The sequence below is a fragment of the Kitasatospora sp. NPDC032150 genome, assembly GCF_055579945.1.
Genome location: NZ_JBVIMH010000015.1, coordinates 1 through 21,371 on the forward strand (window position 1 = coordinate 1; position 21,371 = coordinate 21,371).

General features: G+C 73.5%; 15 protein-coding genes. 9 read left to right on the plus strand and 6 right to left on the minus strand.

Annotated elements, in window-relative coordinates:
• Window positions 1-1,129: RNA-guided endonuclease InsQ/TnpB family protein (locus tag ACZ5ON_RS18980; RefSeq protein WP_465593476.1), on the minus strand; the 1,129-nt coding region annotated here is incomplete at its 3' end.
• A gap of 25 nt (window positions 1,130-1,154) precedes the next feature.
• Between ACZ5ON_RS18980 and tnpA the strand changes: the two genes are divergently transcribed.
• The gene (tnpA, locus tag ACZ5ON_RS18985) at window positions 1,155-1,571 is read left to right on the plus strand and encodes an IS200/IS605 family transposase (RefSeq protein ID WP_465593479.1); all 417 of its coding nucleotides are present in this window, start codon (window positions 1,155-1,157) and stop codon (window positions 1,569-1,571) included.
• A 145-nt stretch (window positions 1,572-1,716) separates the two neighbouring features.
• Here tnpA and ACZ5ON_RS18990 read toward each other — a convergent pair whose 3' ends face one another.
• On the minus strand, window positions 1,717-2,415 hold the full coding sequence (locus ACZ5ON_RS18990) for a helix-turn-helix transcriptional regulator (RefSeq protein WP_465593482.1): 699 nt from the start codon (window positions 2,413-2,415) through the stop codon (window positions 1,717-1,719).
• A 190-nt stretch (window positions 2,416-2,605) separates the two neighbouring features.
• Between ACZ5ON_RS18990 and ACZ5ON_RS18995 the strand changes: the two genes are divergently transcribed.
• The 4 genes from ACZ5ON_RS18995 to ACZ5ON_RS19010 all read left to right on the plus strand — a co-directional run bounded on the left by ACZ5ON_RS18995 (window position 2,606) and on the right by ACZ5ON_RS19010 (window position 10,228).
• Window positions 2,606-5,830 (plus strand): bifunctional cytochrome P450/NADPH--P450 reductase, encoded by a 3,225-nt coding sequence (locus ACZ5ON_RS18995; RefSeq protein WP_465593485.1) that lies wholly within the window; start codon window positions 2,606-2,608, stop codon window positions 5,828-5,830.
• A gap of 284 nt (window positions 5,831-6,114) precedes the next feature.
• The gene (locus tag ACZ5ON_RS19000) at window positions 6,115-6,846 is read left to right on the plus strand and encodes a DUF4097 family beta strand repeat-containing protein (protein ID WP_465593488.1); all 732 of its coding nucleotides are present in this window, start codon (window positions 6,115-6,117) and stop codon (window positions 6,844-6,846) included.
• Window positions 6,847-7,070: 224 nt separating this feature from the next.
• Window positions 7,071-8,351 (plus strand): magnesium transporter MgtE N-terminal domain-containing protein, encoded by a 1,281-nt coding sequence (locus ACZ5ON_RS19005; RefSeq protein WP_465593491.1) that lies wholly within the window; start codon window positions 7,071-7,073, stop codon window positions 8,349-8,351.
• Between the two features lie 278 nt (window positions 8,352-8,629).
• Window positions 8,630-10,228: an NRAMP family divalent metal transporter gene (locus ACZ5ON_RS19010; protein ID WP_465593494.1), complete on the plus strand. Its 1,599-nt coding sequence runs from the start codon at window positions 8,630-8,632 to the stop codon at window positions 10,226-10,228.
• A gap of 160 nt (window positions 10,229-10,388) precedes the next feature.
• Here the strand turns inward: ACZ5ON_RS19010 and ACZ5ON_RS19015 are convergent, their stop codons facing one another.
• Entirely contained in the window at window positions 10,389-10,760 is a 372-nt protein-coding gene (locus tag ACZ5ON_RS19015) for an MmcQ/YjbR family DNA-binding protein (RefSeq protein WP_465593497.1), read from the minus strand.
• Between the two features lie 430 nt (window positions 10,761-11,190).
• Between ACZ5ON_RS19015 and ACZ5ON_RS19020 the strand changes: the two genes are divergently transcribed.
• A complete protein-coding gene (locus tag ACZ5ON_RS19020; protein WP_465593500.1) occupies window positions 11,191-11,427 on the plus strand; it encodes a hypothetical protein in 237 nt (78 codons plus the stop codon).
• Between the two features lie 108 nt (window positions 11,428-11,535).
• Here ACZ5ON_RS19020 and ACZ5ON_RS19025 read toward each other — a convergent pair whose 3' ends face one another.
• A complete protein-coding gene (locus tag ACZ5ON_RS19025; protein WP_465593503.1) occupies window positions 11,536-12,369 on the minus strand; it encodes a methyltransferase domain-containing protein in 834 nt (277 codons plus the stop codon).
• Between the two features lie 311 nt (window positions 12,370-12,680).
• Here ACZ5ON_RS19025 and ACZ5ON_RS19030 point away from each other — a divergent pair, with 311 nt between their 5' ends.
• The 3 genes from ACZ5ON_RS19030 (at window position 12,681) to ACZ5ON_RS19040 (ending at window position 15,463) form a co-directional block, all read left to right on the plus strand.
• A complete protein-coding gene (locus tag ACZ5ON_RS19030; RefSeq protein WP_465593506.1) occupies window positions 12,681-13,115 on the plus strand; it encodes a VOC family protein in 435 nt (144 codons plus the stop codon).
• Window positions 13,116-13,363: 248 nt separating this feature from the next.
• Entirely contained in the window at window positions 13,364-13,903 is a 540-nt protein-coding gene (locus tag ACZ5ON_RS19035) for an SMI1/KNR4 family protein (protein WP_465593509.1), read from the plus strand.
• 150 nt (window positions 13,904-14,053) lie between these two features.
• Complete coding sequence (locus ACZ5ON_RS19040; protein ID WP_465593511.1) at window positions 14,054-15,463, plus strand: amidase; 1,410 nt, start codon at window positions 14,054-14,056, stop codon at window positions 15,461-15,463.
• Between the two features lie 157 nt (window positions 15,464-15,620).
• Here the strand turns inward: ACZ5ON_RS19040 and ACZ5ON_RS19045 are convergent, their stop codons facing one another.
• Both ACZ5ON_RS19045 and ACZ5ON_RS19050 read right to left on the minus strand, forming a co-directional pair.
• Window positions 15,621-17,618, minus strand: a complete 1,998-nt coding sequence (locus ACZ5ON_RS19045; protein WP_465593514.1) for a hypothetical protein — start codon at window positions 17,616-17,618, stop codon at window positions 15,621-15,623.
• The gene (locus ACZ5ON_RS19050; protein ID WP_465593517.1) at window positions 17,615-21,370 is read right to left on the minus strand and encodes a vWA domain-containing protein; all 3,756 of its coding nucleotides are present in this window, start codon (window positions 21,368-21,370) and stop codon (window positions 17,615-17,617) included. Before ACZ5ON_RS19050 ends, ACZ5ON_RS19045 begins: the two co-directional genes overlap by 4 nt.
• Window position 21,371 lies beyond the last annotated feature (1 nt).

Sequence of the window (21,371 nt, forward strand, 5' to 3'; positions counted from 1 at the left end):
TCACCGCCAGTCCGGCGGCCTGGGCTACGTTGACGGCGGCGTTGATGTCCCGGTCCAGCCACACCCGGCATGCCTGGCACTGCCAGAGGCGGATGTTGAGGGGCTTGGGGCCGTCCTTGACGCCGCAGTTCGAGCAGACCTGCGATGTCGGTTCGAACCGGCCGATGCGGGTGAAGACGCGCCCGTATCGGGTGGCCTTGTATTCCAGCATCGTGAGGAATGCCGACCATCCGGCGTCGTGCACGGACTTGGCCACCTTCGTCCGGGAGAGTCCCTTGACCGCCAGGTCCTCAACGGCAACCGCTTGATTCTCGCGGATGATCTTCGTTGAGAGCTGGTGGTGGAACTCGCGCCGGGCGTCGGCCACCCGCGCGTGAGCACGGGCGACCTTGCGGCGGGCCTTGTCCCTGTTCTTCGAGCCCTTCTCCTTGCGAGAGAGGGACCGCTGCGCCTTCTTGAGGCGCTTCTCGGCCCGGCGCAGGAAACGCGGGCTGTCGATCTTCCGGCCATCCGACAGGACGGCGAAGTGCGTCAGACCGAGGTCGAGACCGATCCGACCGTCCGTCTCGGGCATGCGCCCGAGGTCGACGTCCGGATCGGTCTCGATGACGAACGACGCGAAATACCGGCCCGCGCTGTCCTTGACCACGGTCACCGTGGACGCAGCGGACGGCAGCGTGCGGGACCACTTCACCCGCACATCGCCGATCTTCGGCAACGACAGGTCCCCGCCTGGCGTGATCTTCCACCGGGCGTTCGCGGTGAACCGGACCGACTGTCTGCTGTCCCGCTTGGACTTGAAGCGGGGCGCACCGGTCTTCGGGCCCTTGCGGCTGCCCTTGAGGCCGGCGAAGAAGTTGGAGTACGCGCTCTCCAGGTCCCGGAGGGACTGTTGCAGGACGACCGCCGACACCTCCCCGAGCCATGCGCGTTCGGGGGTCTTCTTCGCCTCGGTGATCAGCAGCTTCGACAGGTCGCCGATCCTCGGGAACGGCAACCCGTCCGCGCGGGCGCTCTCACGAGCCCGAAGGGCGTCGTTGAAGACCACCCGCGCACACCCGAACGCCCTTGCCAGAGCGGCACACTGAGGCCCGTTCGGGTACAGGCGGAAGCTGTACCGAAGCTGCACGGCAATCACCGTACTACGGTTGGTTATGGGCGAGTATCAGAACATCCGTACAGGCAGGCACTGTGCATTCGTCATGCACGCTCACTTGGTTTTCGTGACGAAGTACCGGCATCGCGTGTTCACCGACGCCCACCTGAAACGCATGGAAGAGATCATGCGGGCGGTCTGCGCGGACTTCGAGACCGAGCTGGTGGAGTTCAACGGCGAGGCCAGCCACGTCCACCTGCTGGTGAGCTTCCCGCCGAAGGTGGCGATCTCCAAGCTGGTCAACAGTCTCAAGGGCGTAAGCTCCCGACGCCTACGTCAGGAGTTCCCCGACCTGGTCCGGCACTACTGGCGAGCACAGCGGCTCTGGTCCGGGTCGTACTTCGCCGGATCGGTCGGCGGCGCACCCCTGAGCATCGTCCGGCAGTACATCGAGCAGCAAAACCGGCCCGCCTGAGCCGAGGTCCACAGCGCGGGAGGGCGCGCCGGACCCAGCTCAGAACAGCGTTCAGAATCGCTTCACCACCGGGCCGAAGCCCGGCGCACTGCGATTAATTCCGGTAGCGCTCCGGGCGCCCGCGCGCCGGTGAGCGGGCCCGGGTTCAGACCGGCTCGCCGGGCTCCGGCGGCCAGACGCCCGGCGCGAGGACCCCCGTCACATAGGCGCGCGCGACCAGGGCGGTCCGGTTGGCGGTGCCCCAGCGGCGGGCGAGGCGGCCCAGGTGGTAGTTGACCCCGTCGACGGTCAGCCCCACCCCGGCGGCGATCTGCGCGGTGGTGGCGCCGCCCGCGGCCAGGGCGAGGGTCCTCGCCTCCACGGGGCTCACCCGGGCGGTGGCGGTGGCGGGCCGTGAGGGTTCCTCCAGTACGCGCAGCAGCAGGAGCAGGTGCGGCGGGGCGTCCGGGGTGTCGCTGACCAGGTCGACGGTGAGTTCGCCGTGCCGCTCGGCGCCCTTCCCGGTGGACCAGGACACCTCGACGGGGTAGCGCGACCGGCGGCGCAGCCGGACCGCCTCTACGATCGGGTGCAGCCGGGTCGGGGTCTTGAGGTCGAAGAGGTCCAGGGCACGCTGGCCGGCCAACCGGCCGGGCAGGGTGCCCCACTCGGCGGCCATCGCGGGGTTGGCCAGCAGCACGGTGCCGTGGGCGTCGCACAGCGCGGTCGGGATCGGAAGGTGGTCGAAGAGCAGCAGGGCCCAGTTGCGCCAAGTGACCGCCCGGTCGCGCTCGGGCGGCCGGGGGGTGTCGTCCGGTCCGCCCGGGCACTGCCCAACAGGGTCCGCCTGCCTTCGGGAATCCATTCCGTGCCCCTGCTCGTACTGCTGCTACACCCGGGAGCCGGGCGGTGCAAGCCCGACGCTCCGGCGGCCACTACAGAATCATGTAGTAGGGACCGGTCGCACGGAAGCCCCGCTGCGTCAGGGTGGGGACAGCCGCCCGCACCGCGGCGGCGGCAGCCCGGAATCCCATACCCCGGAGGGCAGTTCACCCATGACCGAGACCCTGCTGACAGCGCGGGCCGGCGGCGGTGACGACGTTCCCGTCATCGATGTTCCCGCTCTCGGCGTCCCCGTCGTCGACCTCTCCGCCGCCGGCATGACCGACACCCCGGTCCTGCGGCTCATGGAGCTGGCCCGGCGGCACGGCCCGGCCTTCGTGCAGCGCCTGCACGGCCACGACACCCTGTTCGTCAGCAGCCTGGACCTGGTGACGGAGCTGTCGGACGAGCGGCGGTTCACCAAGGCGGTCGGCCCGGCACTGGAGAACGTCCGCGAGTTCACCGGCGACGGCCTGTTCACGGCCTACAACGACGAGCCCAACTGGGCCAAGGCGCACGGCATCCTGATGCCGGCCTTCACCCTGGGGTCGATGCGCACCTACCACCCGGTGATGCTGGAGGTCGCCCGTCGGCTCATCGCCTCCTGGGACCGCCACGCCGCCGACGGGACTCCGGTGGACGTGCCGGAGGACATGACCCGGATGACCCTGGACACCATCGGGCTGGCCGGGTTCGGGTTCGACTTCGGCTCCTTCGCGCGGGACGAGCCGCACCCGTTCGTCGCCTCGATGGTGCGCTGCCTGAACTGGGCGATGACCCGGCTCAGCCGCAACCCCGAGCTCGACCACCGCGAGCGCGACGAGGCGATGCGCGCCGACACCGACTACCTCGCCTCGGTGGTCGACGAGGTCATCGCCGCGCGCACCGCCGCCGGGAGCACCGAGCAGCGGGACCTGCTCGGTCTGATGCTCACCGCGACGGACCCGGGTGACGGCACCACCCTGGACCTGGCGAACATCCGCAACCAGGTGATCACCTTCCTGATCGCCGGGCACGAGACCACCTCGGGCACCCTGGCCTTCGCCCTGCACAACCTGGTCAAGCACCCGGCCGTACTGCGCCAGGTGCAGCGTGAGGTGGACGAACTGTGGGGCGACAGCGTGGAGTTGGCGCCGACCTTCGAGGACGTCGGCCGGCTGCGCCACACCCGACGGGTGCTGAACGAGACCCTGCGGCTGTGGCCGGCGGCCCCCGGCTTCGGCCGCGAGGCCCGCCAGGACACGCTGCTGGGCGGCCGGATCCCGGTGCGCGCGGGGCAGGTCATCGGTGTGGTCACCCCGATGCTGCACCGCGACCCGGCCTGGGGCGACAACCCGGAGCTGTTCGACCCCGCCCGGTTCGCGCCGGAAGCGGAGGCGGCCCGCTCCCCGCACGCCTTCAAGCCGTTCGGCACCGGTGAACGCGCCTGCATCGGCCGCCAGTTCGCACTGCACGAGGCCACCATGCTGCTGGGCATGCTGGTCCACCGGTACCGGCTGATCGACCACACGGACTACCGGCTCGCGCTCAAGCAGTCGCTGACCATCAAGCCGAACGGTTTCACCCTCACCCTGCTCCCGCGTACCGACCGCACGCCCCGGGCGGCGTCCACCCCCGCCGACCGCGCACGGGGCACGGACAGCGCGCCGCCCACCCGGGTCCGCCAGGGCAGCGGCGCACTGCTGCTGCACGGCTCCAACTACGGCACCTGCCGCGGCTTCACCGCCTCACTCGCCGAAGAGGCGGCCGAGCTCGGCTTCGGCACCACCACCGCACCGCTCGACGCGTACGCCGGCGGCCTGCCCACCGACCGGCCGGTCGTCATCACCGCCGCCTCCTACAACGGGCAGCCCACCGACGACGCCGCCGCCTTCGTCCGGTGGCTGGAGAGCGCCGGGCCCGGGGCCGCACAGGGCGTCAGCTACGCCGTCCTAGGCGTCGGCGACCGCAACTGGTCCGCCACCTACCAGCGGGTCCCGACCTTCATCGACGAGCGGCTCGCCGCCCTCGGCGGCACCCGTCTGCTGGAGCGGACCGAGGCCGACGCCTCCGGCGATCTGGCCAGCAGCGTCAAGGAGTTCGCCGGCGCGCTGCGCACCGCCCTGCTGCGGGTGTACGGCGATCCCGACACGGCCGGCGCCCGGCCGCGGGCCGGGCAGGGCGGCCCCGCGTACACCGTCACCGAGGTCACCGGCCAGGCGCTCGACGCGCTGGCCGCCCGGCACGGCATGACGGCGATGACCGTGACCGAGACCGGCGGCCTCACCCGGCCGGACTATCCGCGGGTCAAGCGGCTGGTCCGGCTCGCCCTGCCGGAGGGGACGGGCTACCGCACCGGGGACCACCTCACCGTGCTGCCCGCCAACGACCCGATCCTGGTCGAACGCGCCGCCCGGCTGCTCCGCGCCGACCTGGACACCGTGCTGAACATCGTCCAGGGCCGGCCGCGCCGCGACGGTCTCGCCGTCGACCGTCCACTGACGGTGCGCCAACTACTTACCCATCACGTTGAGTTGCAGGATCGGCCGACCGCCGAGCAGCTCGCCGTACTGGCCGAGCTGAACCCCTGCCCGCCCGAGCGCTCCGCACTGCGCGCGCTCGCCGATGACTCCGGCGCCCGGGCCGCCGACCACCGCAGCCTGCTGGACCTCCTCGAGGATCACCCGGCCCTGGCGGAGGCGCTGACCTGGCCGGTGCTGCTGGAGCTGCTGCCGGCGATCAGACCGCGGCACTACTCCGTCTCGTCCTCGCCGAGCACCGACCCGCACCACGTCGACCTGATGGTCTCGCTGCTCCAGGCTCCCGCGCACTCGGGCCGCGGCACCTTCCGCGGCACCGGATCCGGCTACCTGGGTTCGCTCAGGCCCGGAGACACCGTGCTCGCCCGGATCCAGCCGTGCCGCGAAGCCTTCCGGATCCACCACGGCACCGGCACCCCGGTAATCATGATCGCCGCCGGAACCGGCCTGGCCCCCTTCCGCGGCGCCATCGCGGACCGCCGCGCCCACCTGGCGGACGGCGGCCGACTCTCCCCGGCACTGTGCTACTTCGGCTGCGACGCGCCCGATGCCGACTACCTGTACGCCGCCGAACTGCACGCGGCGGAGCGGGCCGGGGCGGTCTCCATGCGCCCCGCCTTCAGCGCGGCCCCCGCCGACGGCCGGCGCTTCGTCCAGGACCGGCTGGCCGGCGACGCCGACCGGGTCTGGGAGCTGCTGACCGCCGGCGCCCAGGTCTACGTCTGCGGCGACGGCGCCCGGATGGCACCCGGTGTCCGGGACGCCTTCCGGGCGCTGTACCTGGAACGCACCCCCGGCGCCGACCTCGCCGACGCCCGGGACTGGCTGCAGACCCTGATCGCCCGGGGACGCTACGTCGAGGACGTGTACGGCGGCTGACCCCCTCACCTCGCCGGCCGGGGCCGCCGACGCCTCGGCCGGCCGGAGCACCGGACCGACGCCCCGGCCCCATCGTCCTGCCCGCTGAGGACGTCCCCCGCCCCGACGAGCCTGCGCCGTCGCGGAGTTCGCGCGCCGTTCACCGACCGGATCGACTCCGCGCCCGGTGCGGCCGGATGCTGGGGTTTACCCCATGGTCGTGATCGCGGCACGGGCGATAGCTTCGTCGGCATCGGCCCGGGGGGAGTCCGGGCCGGCCGATGTCCAGACCATGGGGGATGTTCATGCGCCAACGGCTTCGCTTTCTCGGGATCCTTGCAGCGGCCGGTATCGCCGCCGGTGGGCTGAGTGCCTGCAACGTGCTGCCCGGAAAGACCTTCGAGGACGACGGTGTGCTGGCGGAGAAGGTCACCGCGGTGCGGCTGGAGCTGAAGTCCGGCGGCGTCGTCCTGCACGGCCACGACGGCAAGGGCGACCTCTCCGTCCACCGGAAGGTGGAGTACCACGGGGACAAGCCCACCGGGGCGACGCACCGGATCGACAACGGCGTTCTGGTGCTCGGGGATTGCGGCAAGCAGTGCTCGGTGGACTACACGGTCGAGGTCCCGGCGGGCATCCCGGTGACCGGCAGCACCTCCAACGGCGAGATCAGTCTCTCCGACGTGGGCGAGGTGAAGGTGACCACCGACAACGGCGCCATCAAGCTGGACGGGGTCGCTGGCGACATCGACGTGCGGACCGAGAACGGCGAGATCAGCGGGCACGGGCTCAAGGGCGGGAAGATCCAGGCGAAGACCTCCAACGGCGGCATCGACCTCGCCCCCACCGTGCCGCAGAACGTCAAGGCCGGCACCTCCAACGGCGAGATCCACCTCACCGTGCCGGCCGGCCACTACCAGGTGCACGCGGATGCCGATCTCGGTGACAAGCACATCGGTGTCAGCAACGACCCGGCGGGCACCCACCGGCTCGACCTGACCACCGACATCGGCGACATCACCGTCAGGTCCTCCTGACTCCGGCGGCAACCGGTCGCTCGCCCCGGAGCACGGACACCTGCTCCCGGGGCGAGCGGCGTCCTGACACCATCCGGCAGGTCTCGCGGCGCGCTCTGCCGGACGAGTCCCACCGAACCCTGACGCCCCGACAGCTCGGCGCCCTGCTGATCCGTCCGGGTGAAGCCCCGGTGTGACGGCGGAACCCGCGGCGTTCGTGAACCGGGCTCGGCTAGCTTCGCGCTGTGGATCGTCTCGTCTCGTTCTCCCAGCTGCTGCACCGCCCACTGGTGGGGCGCGGCGGCGAGGTGGTGGGCCGCCTGTCCGATGTGATCGTCCGGCTGCGGGGTCGCGACTACCCGCTGGTGACCGGCCTGGTCGTCCGGATCGGCAGGCGCGAGGTGTTCCTGCCCATCGAGCAGGTGGCCTCCTTCGACGGCGGGAGGACCCGCCTCACCAGCGAGGTGGTGGACCTGCGGCCGTTCGAACGGCGCGAGGGCGAGGTGCTGTTGCGCGCGGACGTGCTCGGGCACCGGGTGATCGACGTGGTCGGCGTCGAGCTGGTCCGCGCCCACGACCTGGAGCTTCGCGAGCGGCCGGACGGCTGGGTGGTCGACCGCCTGGACACCCGTCCGCACCGCCCCCGCTGGTTCCGGCCCGGCCGGGCGGAGCCGCACTGGCGGGACTGGAAGTCCTTCGAACCGCTCATCGGACACGCCCAGTCGGCCCGGGTGCGCGGTCCGTTCGGCCGCCTCGGCCGGCTCAAGGCCGCCGATCTCGCCGACCTGCTGGAGGACGCCAGCCGCACCGAGTCGGAGGAGATCCTGGAGACCGTCCACTCCGACCCCGAGCTGGAGGCGGACGTCTTCGAGGAGTTGGAGCCCGACTCGCAGACCCGCCTGCTCGCGGAGAAGGACGACGCCGAGATCGCGGCGGTCCTCGCCCGGATGCGGGCGGACGACGCCGCCGACGCCATCAACGACCTGCCGCAGCGCCGCCGGCAGCCCGTCCTGGACGCGCTGCCGGCCGGACAGCGCGCCAAGGTCCTCACGCTGATGGGCTTCAACCCGTCCAGCGCGGGCGGGCTGATGGCGCTGGACACCGTCACCGCGTCCCCGGCCGCGACCGTCGCACAGGCGCTGGAGCTGGTCCGCGCCGCCCGTACCCTGCAGCCCGAGGCGATCACCAGCGTCTACGTCGTCGAACAGGCCCGAACCACGGCCCGGTTGATCGGCACCGCGACCCTGGTGGCCCTGCTGCAGAGCGATCCGGGCGCCAGACTGGAGCAGGTGATGGCCACCGAACCGGTCCGGGTGCTCCCGGACACCGACGTCGAGGACGTCACCCTGCTGATGGCCGACTACAACCTGCTGACCGTACCGGTGGTGGACGAGCAGGACCGCATCCTCGGGGTCATCACGGTCGACGACATCCTGGAGACGGTGCTCCCCGAGGACTGGCGCCGCCGTGAGCCCGCCCCGCACCCGGCGCGCCGTGCCGACGACAGCACGGCTCCGGACGCATGACCGGCCCCGGGAAGCCGCCGGAACGACCGGAGCGGCCCGGACCGGACACCCCGCCCGAGCCAGGCCCGACCCCGCCGCCGACCCCACCGCCGGCGGCACCGGCACCGCCGGCGGCGGAGCCCGCACCGCGCGCGACGCCCACACCGCCTCCGGGACCACCGACTGTGACTCCGACTCCGACTCCGACTCCGACTCCGACTCCGACTCCGACTGGGCCGGCCGCCGGCCCCGCGGCCCGGCCCAGGCCGCGCCCGGCCGCCTCCCCACGCCCCGGCACCGTGGCCGACGAGGCCCGACTCGGCGACATCGAAGGGGCGTTCGGGCGGATTCCCCGGGAACGCATCGAGGAGCGTCCGGGCCTCAGGGCCCGGCTGCTGACCCTGCTGGCGATCGTCGGCCCCGGCATCATCGTCATGGTCGGCGACAACGACGCGGGAGGCATCGCCACCTACGCCCAGGCCGGGCAGAACTACGGCTACTCGCTGCTGTGGGTGCTGCTCCTGCTCATCCCGGTGCTGATCGTCAACCAGGAGATGGTGGTCCGCCTCGGCGCGGTCACCGGCATCGGCCACGCCCGGCTGATCAACGAGCGCTTCGGCCGGTTCTGGGGCTGGTTCAGCGTCGGTGACCTCTTCGTGCTCAACTTCCTCACCATCGTCACCGAGTTCATCGGGATCACGCTGGCCGCGGCCCACCTCGGAGCCTCCAAGTACCTCGTGGTGCCGATCGCCGCGCTGCTGCTGATCGCCGTCACCGCCGGCGGCTCGTTCCGCCGCTGGGAGCGGGCCATGTTCGCGCTCATCGCGATCAGCCTGCTGCTCATCCCGCTCACCCTGCTCGCGGAGCCCCAATGGGGCCGCGCCGCCCACGACTTCGTCGTCCCGAGCATCCAGGGCGGCATCACCGGCGACGCCGTCCTGCTCATCATCGCGATCGTCGGCACCACGGTGGCGCCCTGGCAGCTGTTCTTCCAGCAGTCCAACGTCATCGACAAGCGGATCACACCGCGGTTCATCAACTACGAGCGCGCCGACACCGTGATCGGCTCGGTCGTGGTCGTGGTCGGCGCCGCCGCGCTGGTCGTGATCGCCGACTTCGCCGCCCGAGGGACGCCGTTCGCGGGCGCGTTCACCGACGCGGCGGGCGTCGCGTACGCCCTCGAACAGCACGGCCAGGCCCTCGGCGTGGTGTTCGCCGTCGTGCTGATGGACGCCAGCATCATCGGCGCGGCGGCCGTCACGCTCGCCACCAGCTACGCCTTCGGCGACGTGTTCAACCTGCGCCACTCACTGCACCGCGGCTTCGGCGAGGCCAAGCAGTTCTACGCCTCCTACAGCCTGATGGTGCTGCTGGCCGCGGCGATCGTACTCATCCCCGGCGCCCCGCTGGGAGTGATCACCGAGGCGGTCCAGGCACTGGCGGGCCTCCTGCTGCCCTCGGCGAGCGTCTTCCTGCTGCTGCTCTGCAACGACCCCGAGGTGCTCGGCCCCTGGGTCAACCCGCGCTGGCTCAACCTGGTCGCCGCCCTGATCATCGCGGTCCTGCTGGTGCTCTCCGGCACCCTGATGCTCACCACGCTCTTCCCCGCCGTCGACGTCAGAGCGCTCACCGTCTGGCTGGCCGTCATCCTGGTGACCGGCCTGGCCGTGACCGGCGCCGTCCTGTGGCTGGCCGGCCGCCGCCCGGGCGCCCGGCGGGCGCCGGTGCCGGTCCTCTCCACCGCCGAGAAGCTGGCCTGGCGGATGCCGCCGCTGGCCCTGCTCAAACCCGTCCGCTGGTCACCGGGTCTGCGGCTGGGGATGCTCGCACTGCGCGGCTATCTCGTCCTCAGCGCCGTCCTGCTCCTGGTCAAGGCCATCCGCCTCGGCAGCGGCTGACCGCCGCCGAGCAGCACGGCGTGGACCGCGAGGGTGAGCGGTCCACCCGTCGGAAAGGTGTGCCGCACCACCGTGCCGTGCGGGACCAGCCCGCCGAGCACGAACCCCCGGGGCGCCGGACACGGATCCCCACACCCAATGCGCGGGCTCGCCGGCCAGGTCACCAGTTGCCCTCACCCGGGTCTACCGGCCCCAGCACTCCGAAGGCCTCCACGAGGCGGTCCGGTGCGGCCTGCTTCCATGAATCCACAAGAATGTCGTACAACTCGGCCATGTCCTCCAGAGCGCCGAGTCGCACGCGTACCCAGGCGGAAGACACCTCATGCGGTGGCACCCAGAACTTCTCCGGCTCCGCAGCGATCAACTCCGCCCGATCATGCTTCGGACAGCGCACAGCGAATGACGTCTGATCGTCAGGGATCGTGATGAACATCTTCCCGGCGACCCGAAACGTCGGCATGCTCCACGCCTCCTTCTCCACGGTCTCCGGGAGGGACAACGCGATACGACGGACATCATCGGCATCCAGCACGGTCACCACCCTAGACGCACAGCCGCCGCGGCGGCCGCACGATCCCCGCACTTGGTCTTCCCTCGACCGCACTTGAGCGCCCCAGGACGCCGAACACGGATCCCCGCACCCGACGCATGGGTAGTCGGCGGAGCGGGGCAGCCTGGTCCCGGGCTCGGCGCGGTCATCCGAGCCTGGCGAAGCGCCGACTGACGGCCCCGGCCTGCAACGGCCAGCACCGCGCGAAGTGGGACGCCGACGCGGTCCGCGACGACCTGCGCCCCGACCGGTGGCAAGGAGGCGGATTCGCTGGACACCCAGGCCCGCAGGTGGCCCAGAGTGCGTTCGATACGCCTTCCGGCCGACCGCCCCTCGTGACTGATCGCCAGTCAAACACCAAGCAGCCTCGCGTACTTCCCGGCTGTCGGAGGCCTGCCGCACCATGGCACACATGAGACTTCCGCGAGTTCCATGCCCGGTCTGCAAACGCACGATCGCCGTCACCCCCATCGAGGCGATCGGGCTCGGCGCCATCGTCGACCACAAGCGCGAGTCCCGCCGACTGATGCTCTGCGAAGGCTCCATGCAGCGCGTACCCCTGCCCGGCCACCCCGCTTGGCAACAAGAACTCGGGCGAGACAGCCACACCGCACCTCCGACCCCAGTCCAGGACTCACTCCTCGAATGACGCCCGGAGCCGCCCCGGCACCCTGCGCCCTCCTGCGTCGCAGTCGGACGTACGGCTCCCCCCCGCCGTCGGCCGCGCGCCGAACAGTGCCAGGCCCCCAGGTGCGCGTCAAGACGGTCGGCGTCCCCACCCGGTGAACAGGCAGTGGGTGACGTCCAGGAATCCGGGGTCGTCCAACATCGCCAGGCCCTCGGCCAGTTGGGCTTCGGTGAGCCGGTTCTGGGCGATCAGCTCGGGACCGATCTGCTCGAAGAACAGCCCCATGAAGGCATCGACGGCTCCGCCGTCACCGACGATCAACGGGTACACGGCCAGGCCGAGTTCGGTCAGCCCTGCCTCCGCCAGCGCGGCCGTCTGCCGACGGCGGGCCCAGGTCAGATCGCCGCCCTGGGCGGCCAGGGTCTCCTCCAGTGCGCGCATGGCGCGCTGCCAGGCCGGATACGGCGAGGAGTCCGTGGTGAAGTTGACGGGATCCTCCAGGACCAGCCAGCCGCCCGGGGCCAGCCAGCGGGCCGCCCGGGCGATGATCCGCTCGGGATCCGACAGATGCATCATCAGCGCGCGGGCGTGGACCAGATCGAAGGAGCCGGGCGGGAACTCGGCCTTCCGCAGATCTCCCTGGACGATGTCGAGGTTCCCGAGCCGGCCGGCATCCAGGAAGCGCGTGTCCACATCCAGTGCCACGACCCGGCCGTCCTGGCACTGCCCGGCCAGCCAGCGGGCGATTCCCCCGGCCCCGGCCCCCAGTTCCAGGCACCGCCAGTCGCCGCGCAGCCCCCGGTCGGCGAGGATCTGCCGGGTCCACCCATCGGACATCCGCTCCAGCGCCTGCAGCCGCTTCAGCTCGGTCGGCCGCTCATGGCTGAGCACCCCGGCGCTGTACCTGTCGAGCGCGGCCGCCTCGCCCACCGGACGCTCGGGACCGCCGTCGGTCTGACTCATCGCCACCTCCGCTGCAGGAAGTCCGGCACCGGCCGCCTCCGCGGCCCGCACCGGGGAACACCGGCCCGGAACCCGCTACGCCTCTCCCGTACGGAGGCGGGGCTTCCCAGCCTCCCGTGCCGTTCGTGCGGGAAGGCTGCGGGCCGGGGCCTGAGGACGTTCAGGGGTGTACCCACCGGGCCAATGTACCGCCGTACCCCTCGGAGCCGGCCGATGCGGCGAGGAAGGCGGGAGCGCAAAGGCGACTACCGGTCAACTGTCTCAGCCGGAGCGCGGAGTGCGAGGGTGTCCGACGTGATCGAATGTCCGACATGATCGGACCGCAGCTCGACATCCGTATCGCCCGCCCGGTACTCGACCTGGACGCCAGCGAGGACTTCTACGTCCGGGGCCTGGGTCTGGATCTGCTCCACCGGATCGCCGGACGGCCCGAGGCCGGTGAGCGCGACCTGCTGATGGTCGGTCCGGCCGATGGCTTCTGGCACCTCGAACTCACCGCGAGCAGCGCCGACCCGGTGCAGCCCACACCGACCCCGGAGGATCTGCTGGTCGTCTACCTTGGCCATCCCGTGCCCGAGGAGGCCGTCGCGCAGGCGGTCCGGCACGGCGGGACGGTCGTCCCCTCGCACAACCCGTACTGGGACCGCTGCGGCGTCACCTTGGCCGACCCGGACGGCTACCGGGTCGTCCTCACCGAGCGGACCTGGCGCTCGACCCCGTCGGACCGTACGACCACCGGGTCGTGAGCCCGGCCTGAAGCCCGGACCGGCAGGCCACTGCCCTCTTCCCGATCACGTCCCCGGGCCGCCCACGGGCCCGCCGCACACCTTCGGCCGACGGACCTGCGGATCACCCGGCCCGACCGACCGGGAGCCACGGTTGCCCGTACCGCTCACCACCGCTGCGGCCCGACCCGTCGCCCGCCTCACCCGACTCGCCCCAGCTTGACCGGATTCCGGCGCTGACGGGCGGTCGGCCCCCGACGGACCACCGCATGAACCACGACCTCGCGCGACTGGCCCGGTTGCTCGGCGCACCGACCGGAGCCCGGCCCGAGGACTGGCCCTCCGTCGGCCGCCGACTGGGCACCGAACTCCCATCGGACTACCGGGAGTTCATCGACACCATCAGCGGCGGGTACCTCGACGACCACCTGTACGTCCTGGAACCGGACTGCACCAACGAGAACTACGATCTGGCGGAGGACGTCGAGGAACGCGCCGAGGCCCTCGAATACCTCCGGGACGGCTCGGAGGAGCCGCCCGCCCAGCTGGACGAGCCCGGCGCACGGCTCACCGCCTGGGCGTGGACCGACAACAGGGAGTTCCTCCACTGGTTGGCCAGGCCCGGGCAGCACCCCGACGACTGGACCGTCATGGTCAACGAAGCGCGCTGCGGAGGGTGGGAGCACTTCGACCTGGGCTTCGCCGAGTTCCTGCGGTCCGCCCTCACCGGGGACGTCCGCTCCGGGATCATCGCCTACGCCTTCCCGAGGGCTCCGCACGGCTTCCGGCCCTTCCACGGCGGCGGGTAGCGGCGGCTTCAGGCCCAGCCGTTCCGTAATCGATTGCGCATCCAGATACAGAACTGTATCCATATACGCAGTCGCATACGAATCTGCCCGAGGGAGGAAGGCGACGCGGGTGCCCGCCGCTCGGCGGACCACCGCGGTTCCGCCGCGAACATGGAAACCGAACTGTGGAAACTGAGCGCGACGGCGCTCGCGGGGGCCGTCGCCGACGGCGAGGTCAGCGCCCGGGAGGTGACCGAGGCCCATCTGGAGCGGATCACCTCGGTGAACCCGGCCCTCAACGCGGTCACCAACCCGCTGACGGAGAGCGCCCGCCGGGCGGCCGCCGAGACCGACCGCCGCCGCGCGGCCGGCGAGCCGCTGGGACCGCTCGCCGGCGTGCCGTTCACCGTGAAGGAGAACATCCACGTCGCCGGCTCGGCGACCACCTTCGGCGTGCCGCGGTTCCGCGACCTGGTACCCACCTCGGACGCTCCTCCCGTGCGGCGACTGCGGGCGGCCGGGGCGATCCCCATCGGGCGAACCAACCTGCCGGACATGACGCTTGGCGGCCTGCACACCGTCAGCACCCTGTACGGGGACACCCGCAACCCGTGGGATCCCGCGCTGACTCCCGGTGGGACCAGCGGCGGCGACGCCGTCGCGGTGGCCACCGGCATGGCACCGCTCGGGCTCGGCAACGACTCCGGCGGCTCGCTGCGCATCCCGGCCGCGTTCAACGGCGTGGCAACGCTCAAGCCCAGTTACGGCAGGTTCCCGATGGACCACCGGATCGGGCCTCAAGAGCCTTCCCTGTCCTCCCAGTTGTTCCCCGTGGACGGGCCGATCGCGCGGACGGTGGCGGACCTGCGTGCCGTCTGCGAAGTCCTGTCCGGCTCCGACCCGCAGGACCCGCGAGCCGTCCCCGTACCGCTCGACGGCCCGCCGCCGGCCGGAGGGGTCCGGGTCGGTGTGGTGATCGACCCGGACGGGCCCGGTCCTGCCCCCGAGGTACTCGCCGGGCTCGACTCGGCGGCCGCCGCCCTGACGGACGCCGGGTACCGGGTCGAGCACGTCGAGGTGCCCCGGCTGCAGGAGGCCGTGGAGGGCTACCGCGCCATGATCTACACCGAGTTCGCGCTGATCTGGCCGGCCCTGCGGCAGTTGCTCACCGACGACAGCAGCCGGCACATCGAGTACTCGCTGGCTGAGCGACCGCCGGTCGGCCTCGCCGAGTACGTCGCGCTGCCCGGCCTCCGCCTCGGCATCCAGCGCGACTGGGCCGACTTCCTCGAACGGTTCCCGCTGCTGCTCGGGCCGGCGTACACCGGGCTGCCGCCCGCGCCGGAGACCCTGCTGCGCGACGTCGAGGACAACACCCGGACCTTCGCGGCGGCCCGGCTGTGCCGGGCGAGCACCTTCGTCGGGGTGCCGTCGGTCGGGGTGCCCGTCGGCATCGCGGGCGGGCTGCCGCTGGGCGTCCAGGTGATCGGCGGGATGTACCGGGAGGACCTGTGTCTGCGGGCCGCGGCCGCGATCGAGGCACGGCTCGGGGTACTCACGCCCGTCGAACCGCGGTCCTGACGGAGCGGGGCCGCCCGCGGGCCGGGCGACCGGCGGGCGGTGGCCGGGCGTCGGCGGCGGGAAGCCGGGCCCACCGCGGTGGTCAGGTCGACGCCGTCCACCGGCCGCCGGAACCGTTCGCCCCGAACGCCGGGCGCGACAGCCGCCCGGCACCCGGTCACTTGGCCGGCCGCCCCTGCCAGGCCGCCGCGCACAGGGCGGTGTCCAGCTCCTCCTGGTAGCAGGCTGCGGCGAGCCACGCCAGTGCGAAACCGACGTGGTCGTCGGCGCGCAGCCGGCCGAACACGTCGCGCTCCTGTTCCGCCGCGGCCGACCGGAGTGCGGCAAGGAGCTGTTCACCCGTACCGAGCCCGGCCCCGCGCAGCAGGCGGGCCTCGGCCGCGCCCTGAGTGAGGTGTGCGGTCAGGGCGCGGCGGCCGCTGGTGACGACCTGTTCGAGCCGGCGGGTGAGCAGGTGGACCGGCGGCTGCGAGGCTTCGAGGGCCTGCGGCGCCGTCGGCCGCTCGGCGACGGCGTCCGGTGGCAGATCCGCACGTTGCAGCCGCTCCAGTCCGAGGCTGACCCGGTGCTGACGCTCGCTCGACAGGCCGAGCGTCGGGGCGTCCTCCCCCGGCGCGGTACCGACCGCCAGCAGCCTGATGCGCGGGTGGGCGGCGCGCTCCAGGCGTCCGATCGCACGCAGGCGCAAACCGGGCGCGGCGGCCAGCAGCGCGAGGTTGCTGCGGAACGCGAGCTTCGGATGGTCCTGGGCGGGGAGCAGGGCGACCGTCAGCCCGGCGCAGTCCGCCAGCAGCTGCGGGGTGGTGAAGCCCGGGACCGTCCCGGGGCCGAGCAGGGTGACGTCGAGGAAGAGCAGTCCGGCCCCGGCGGGGCGCAGTTCGTACGGTATCCGTTCGGCGGCCAGGGCGCGTTCGGCCTGGACCGCCGGCGGCTGCTGCCAGAGCCCGGCGACGGGCGGCTGGTGCCAGTCGGCACCGGCCGCCCGCACCGCACGGACCTTGGCGCCCGCGCCGAGGCGGCCGGAGACCGTCCGGGTCGCGCCCTGGACGACCAGACCGGCCCGGGCCAGCTCCCGGTGGGAGAGCGTGGCGTCGCCCAGCCGTACCGACCGGGTCGCCGCTGCCTGGGCGAGCTGCGCGGCCTCGACCGGATCGCTGTGCGGGGTGATGTCGGAGACCGTACAGAGCCGGCCGGCGGCGTCCACCGTCCACACCGTGACTCCGGCGTGGGTGGCGCTCACCAGCGGTTCGGCGAAGAGCCCGTAGAGGCGCAGCGATCCGGCCTCCTGGTAGGTCTGGCGAGCCGTACCGCGCAGCTCGTCCCCGGTGCCGACGGTGGTGACCGCCAGCAGTTCGCGGTAGGCGGTGACCAGGTCGGCGAGCCGGTGATCGGGTTCGCCGGCGCGGGCCGCGCGCAGCCGGGTGACCACGGTGGCGGCCAGGACGGCGGGCCGGTGCAGGCCGAGCAGCCGGGCCTGGTAGGCGGTGCGCAGAAGCTCGGCCTGCGGGACACCGCCGGCTCCGCTGACGCCGGCGGCCAGCGCGGCTGCGGCGGAACGGCGCAGCCGCTGGACGGCTTCGGTCTCGGCCGGGGTGAGCCGGTCGCCCGAGTCTTCCCCAGGGCGCTCGCCGGTCGCCGGGATGGGGGTACGTGCTGCCTCGTCAGGCTTCGCGGTACCGGTCGGCGGTGTGTCCGGGCCCGGTGGCGCGCCCGTGGACGCGGTGGTTCCGGGGCCGGCCTCGGCGCCGTCGCTGTCGGCTTCGGCGGCGGGGCCGGGTTGGGCGAGGTCGGTGTCGGCGGCGGCGAGCGGTGCGGCCGTGACGGCGGCGGCCCGGTGCAGGCAGGCGGGGGCCAGCAGGCAGCTGCAGCGCACGCCGGCGGCGGTGCGGATCACGCCGCCCGGGGCGTGCAGGACCAGTACGACCTCCTCGTCGACCTGGATGCGCCACTCGTCGCGCGCCGAGTCGCCCGTCCCATCACCCGTCCCGTCCTCCACGCGGACGGACGACCGGACGGCCGGCCGGTCGGCGAGCTTGGCGGCCGCGCCGTCCAGCCGCTTCTGCAGCCTGGGCGACAGCGCGGAGACCACCTCCGCGACCACTTCGGCCCGTACGGCGGGCCACTGCGCCGGAGCAAGCGTCTGGGAGTCTGTCAACGGATCTTCTCCCCCACCCAACGGGCCAGTTCCAACGGGCTCACCGCCGCCACCGGCATTCCGGCCGCGACGAGTTGCCCGGCCACCGCCTTCGAGTAGCGCGCCTTCCCGGTGTCGTCCAGCGCGGCGCAGCCGAGCAAGTGGCACCCTTCGCCGATCAGGGCTCTGGTCTCGGCGAGCAGGCCGCCGAGCGGGTAGCCCTCCTCGAAGTCGCTGACCACCGCGATCAGTGTCCGGGAGGGCACGGTGACCAGCTCCCTGGCGTGCCTGAGGCCTGCCGCGATGTGCGTGCCGCCGCCGACCCGTACCTCCAGCAGCAGCCCGAGCGGGTCGTCCACCCGGCCGCTGAGGTCGACCACGCTGGTCGAGAACGCCACGAAGTGGGTGGTCAGGGAAGGCACCCCGGCCAGGACGGCGGCCGTCAGCGCGGCCCAGACGGTCGAGGCCTCCATCGAGCCGGAGACGTCCACCACCAGGATCAGCCGCCAGTCGTTGGACCGGGCGGCCCTGGTCCGGAAGACGGGCCGCTCCGGGACGATGACGGTGGAGCCGTCCGCGCCAGGCCGTGCGGTGGCGAGGTTGGCCCGGATGGTCCGGGCGAGGTCCAGCCGGCCGCCGGGGCGGCGGCCCGCCCGGGGCAGGGTCAGGCCGGTCAGGGCCGGCCGCAGGGCGGTCGCGAGCTGCCGGGACAGCTCGTCCACGAGGCGCCTGACCAGCGGGCGGAGGGCTGCGAGCCGCGACTCGGGGAGCCCTCCGGCGTGCTGGAGCACGGTGCGGAGCAGTTCGACGGAGGGCCGGGCGGCCTCCGGGGAGAGCATTGCCAGTACGTCGGTGCGGCCCTGGCCGGCGGCCGCGGCGAGCACCTCCTCGCGGATGCCGGGCCCGAACAGCGCGGCCAGTTCCTCCGACCACTCGCGCGCCCCCGGGTACGGCGCCTCGCGGCCGCCTCGCCCGCCGCCGGTCAGTTCGGGACCGGAGCCCTCACCCCGGCCGGTGCCGTACAGCTCGTCGAGCGCCGTGGCGAGGCGGGCCGCACGCCCGGTGAGGCCGCGGCTGCCCGGGCGGCCGAGCACCAGCCGCCAGCGGTCGGCGGGCGGGAGCGCGGGGGCGGGCGCGGGGTGCCCGGACTCCTGGCGTGAGCGGGGCGGTGGCTCGGGCGCCGGGCGCAGCGCGGCGAGGGACCGCGGCAGAGCGGGTGTCGGCCCGTGGGCCGCGGCCTCCGCCGGCTCCTCGATCGCACCATCGGCCGGCATCGGCGGCAACAGGCCCTTGTCGGCCAGTATCTGACGTACCGTCATGTCAGCCCGGGCCCAGGCGACGAGGGCGGCCGGAGCGACCTCGGTGGGCAGGGTGTCGACCTGTTCGCCGAGGCGTTCCTCGACCAGGGTGAGCAGCCGGTCGCGGGCGGCGGGGCTGAGCGTGTCGAAGCCGGCGCGCAGGGCGGGCAGCCGGTCCAGGAAGGCGTCGTCGGGGAGTTCGGTGACGCGCCCCAGCAGCGGTTCGAGCGCGGCCGGCGCGGTGGCGAGCAGGCCCTCGGCGGCGGTGAGCAGACCGGTCAGGGCCCGGCTGAGGACCGTCCGGCCGTCGGGCGTGGTGGCGGCGTCCGTCCAGGAGGCGACCCGTTCGCCGAACCGGCCGGGCTGCTGGTGGCCCAGCAGCACCCGGACGGCTCCGGCCGCGCCCCTGAGCAGCGGCGAGCCCTGGTCGGCGAGGCGCCGCAGGGTGTGGTCGAGGCGGATCCCGCCGTGGGTGTCGGCCCGGCGAGCGAACTCCACCAGTGCCCGGGCGTCGGCCGGGTCGCCGGAGCCGGCGAGCCCCTCCAGGCCCCGTACGGCGGCGGTGGTGAGCAGCTCGGCGGCCTCGGTGGCCGGGCCGAGCAGGTCTGCGACCGCCTCCCCGCCCGCGATGTGCCCGGCGGTCAGCCGGTCGAGAAGGACGAGGCCGTCGAGGAGTTCGGTGAGAGTGGCGACGGCCGGGATCACCTCGGCCAGCTGTGCCAGCCGGGTGGCGGTCAGCGTAGCGAGGGCGCATCCGGCGGCGGCGGCGAGGCCGTCGATGATCTGCCGGGCGGTCGGACCGCCGGCCTCCTGCTCGCGGCGCAGCCGTTCGCCGAGGACGCCCTCGGCGGCCTGGTCCGGCGTCACACCGCGCATCCCGGCGACCGTCAGCATGGCGGCAACGGCGGGTGTCCACCGCACGCGCCAGCGCGATCCGAGTGCGTCGGTGCCGCCCGCACCGCTGACCGCCAGCCGCTCGCCGTACGGCACGCCGCAGACCTCGAGACGGCGCAGCAGCAGCTCGCGGCGGGCGTCGAGCGGTGAGCGCAGCGGGTCGAGCCGCAGCTCGCGCTGGGCCTGTCCGGGGGTGTCGGCCGGACCCGGCAGGCCGAGTTCGGCGAGCAGGGCCTCCACGGCCGGGCCGAGGCCGGTGCGCGGGGCGGCCGGGGTGGGGCTGCCGGTACGGGTGCCGACCAGGACCCGCTCCAGGGCCTGGGCGACGGCCCTCCCCCGGCCGAGCGGCTCGCCCTGGGCGAGCACCGTCTGGACGGCCTCCACCAGTTCGCCGCGGCCCGCTGCCGGCAGACCGCGCAGCCGGGCCAGGTCGCCGGCCAGCCGCACTATCTCCCGGGCGTCCGCGGGTCCGGCCGGGTGGCCCTGGCCGCGCAGCGCCTCGCAGATCCGGACGGCCGTCCGGGTCAGCTCCTGGGCCAGGCGCCCCGGATCCCCGGCGGCGGCCAGCACGGTGTGCTGCCACTCAGGATCACGGATCCCGGCGGGGTAGCCGGATCGGGCGTCGAGCAGCGGGTAGGTGTACGGGATCAGGGAGATGACCTGCCGCGCCGGGCCGTCGGCCGGCGACGGCCGCTCGCCGTGGCCGGGACCGGCCGGTGAGGTCGTCCCCGCGGCGGCGCCGTCGGCCCCGGGCGGCGGAGGCGTGTCGGCCGGGCCCGGCCGCTCGTCGGGACGCTCGGTACGCGGGGGCTCCGCACCGCCCGGGCCGGGGCTGCTTCCGGCGGACGCGCCGGGCGCCGGGACCCGGGCCGGGTCGTCGAGCAGGGCGGGTGCGTGGAAGGCCCCGATGACGGCGGCGACGCGCCGTCCGTCCGCCGACGCGGCGCGGACGCGGCCCCGCATCCAGGCCTCCCGGCGCAGGTCCAGCGGATCGATGCCGGTGCCGGCGTCCTGTCGCATGGCCCAGCCGACCAGCAGGGCGGCACGGCGCACCTGCTCGGGCGTGCAGCCGGGGGCCGGGGCCTCGACCAGGCGGTCCCAGAGGTCCTCGTCCGGCCGGCCGGTCAACCGGCGGCGCAGCGCCTCGGCGAGGCCGAGCGTCTCCCGGCCGCCGGTCCGGGCCTCCGGTCCGCGCCGGGCGAGCGGCAGGTCGCAGGCGATGGCGGGCACCCCGTGACGGGCCGCCCAGCGCAGGGCGGCCAGCTCCGGCGAGAAGTCCGCGAAGGGGTAGAACGCGGGGGCCACGCCCTCCTCCCCGGTGGCGGCGGCCAGGGCCACCGGCGCTGTGGTGTGCTCGTCGGCCAGCAGGCCGAGCCAGGGCTGGAAGTCCTCGGGCAGCTCGACCAGCAGCACCTGCGGGCGGGCCGCGTCGAGCAGAGCGGGGACCGCCGCGGCGATCGAGGGCGCGTGGTGGCGCACCCCGATCAGGTACGGCCCGGGGGTGCCCAGGCCCGAGGAGGCGAGCGTGTCCCGGCCTTCCCTGGTCTCGGCCTCGACCAGCGGGTGGACGTCGGTGGTCACG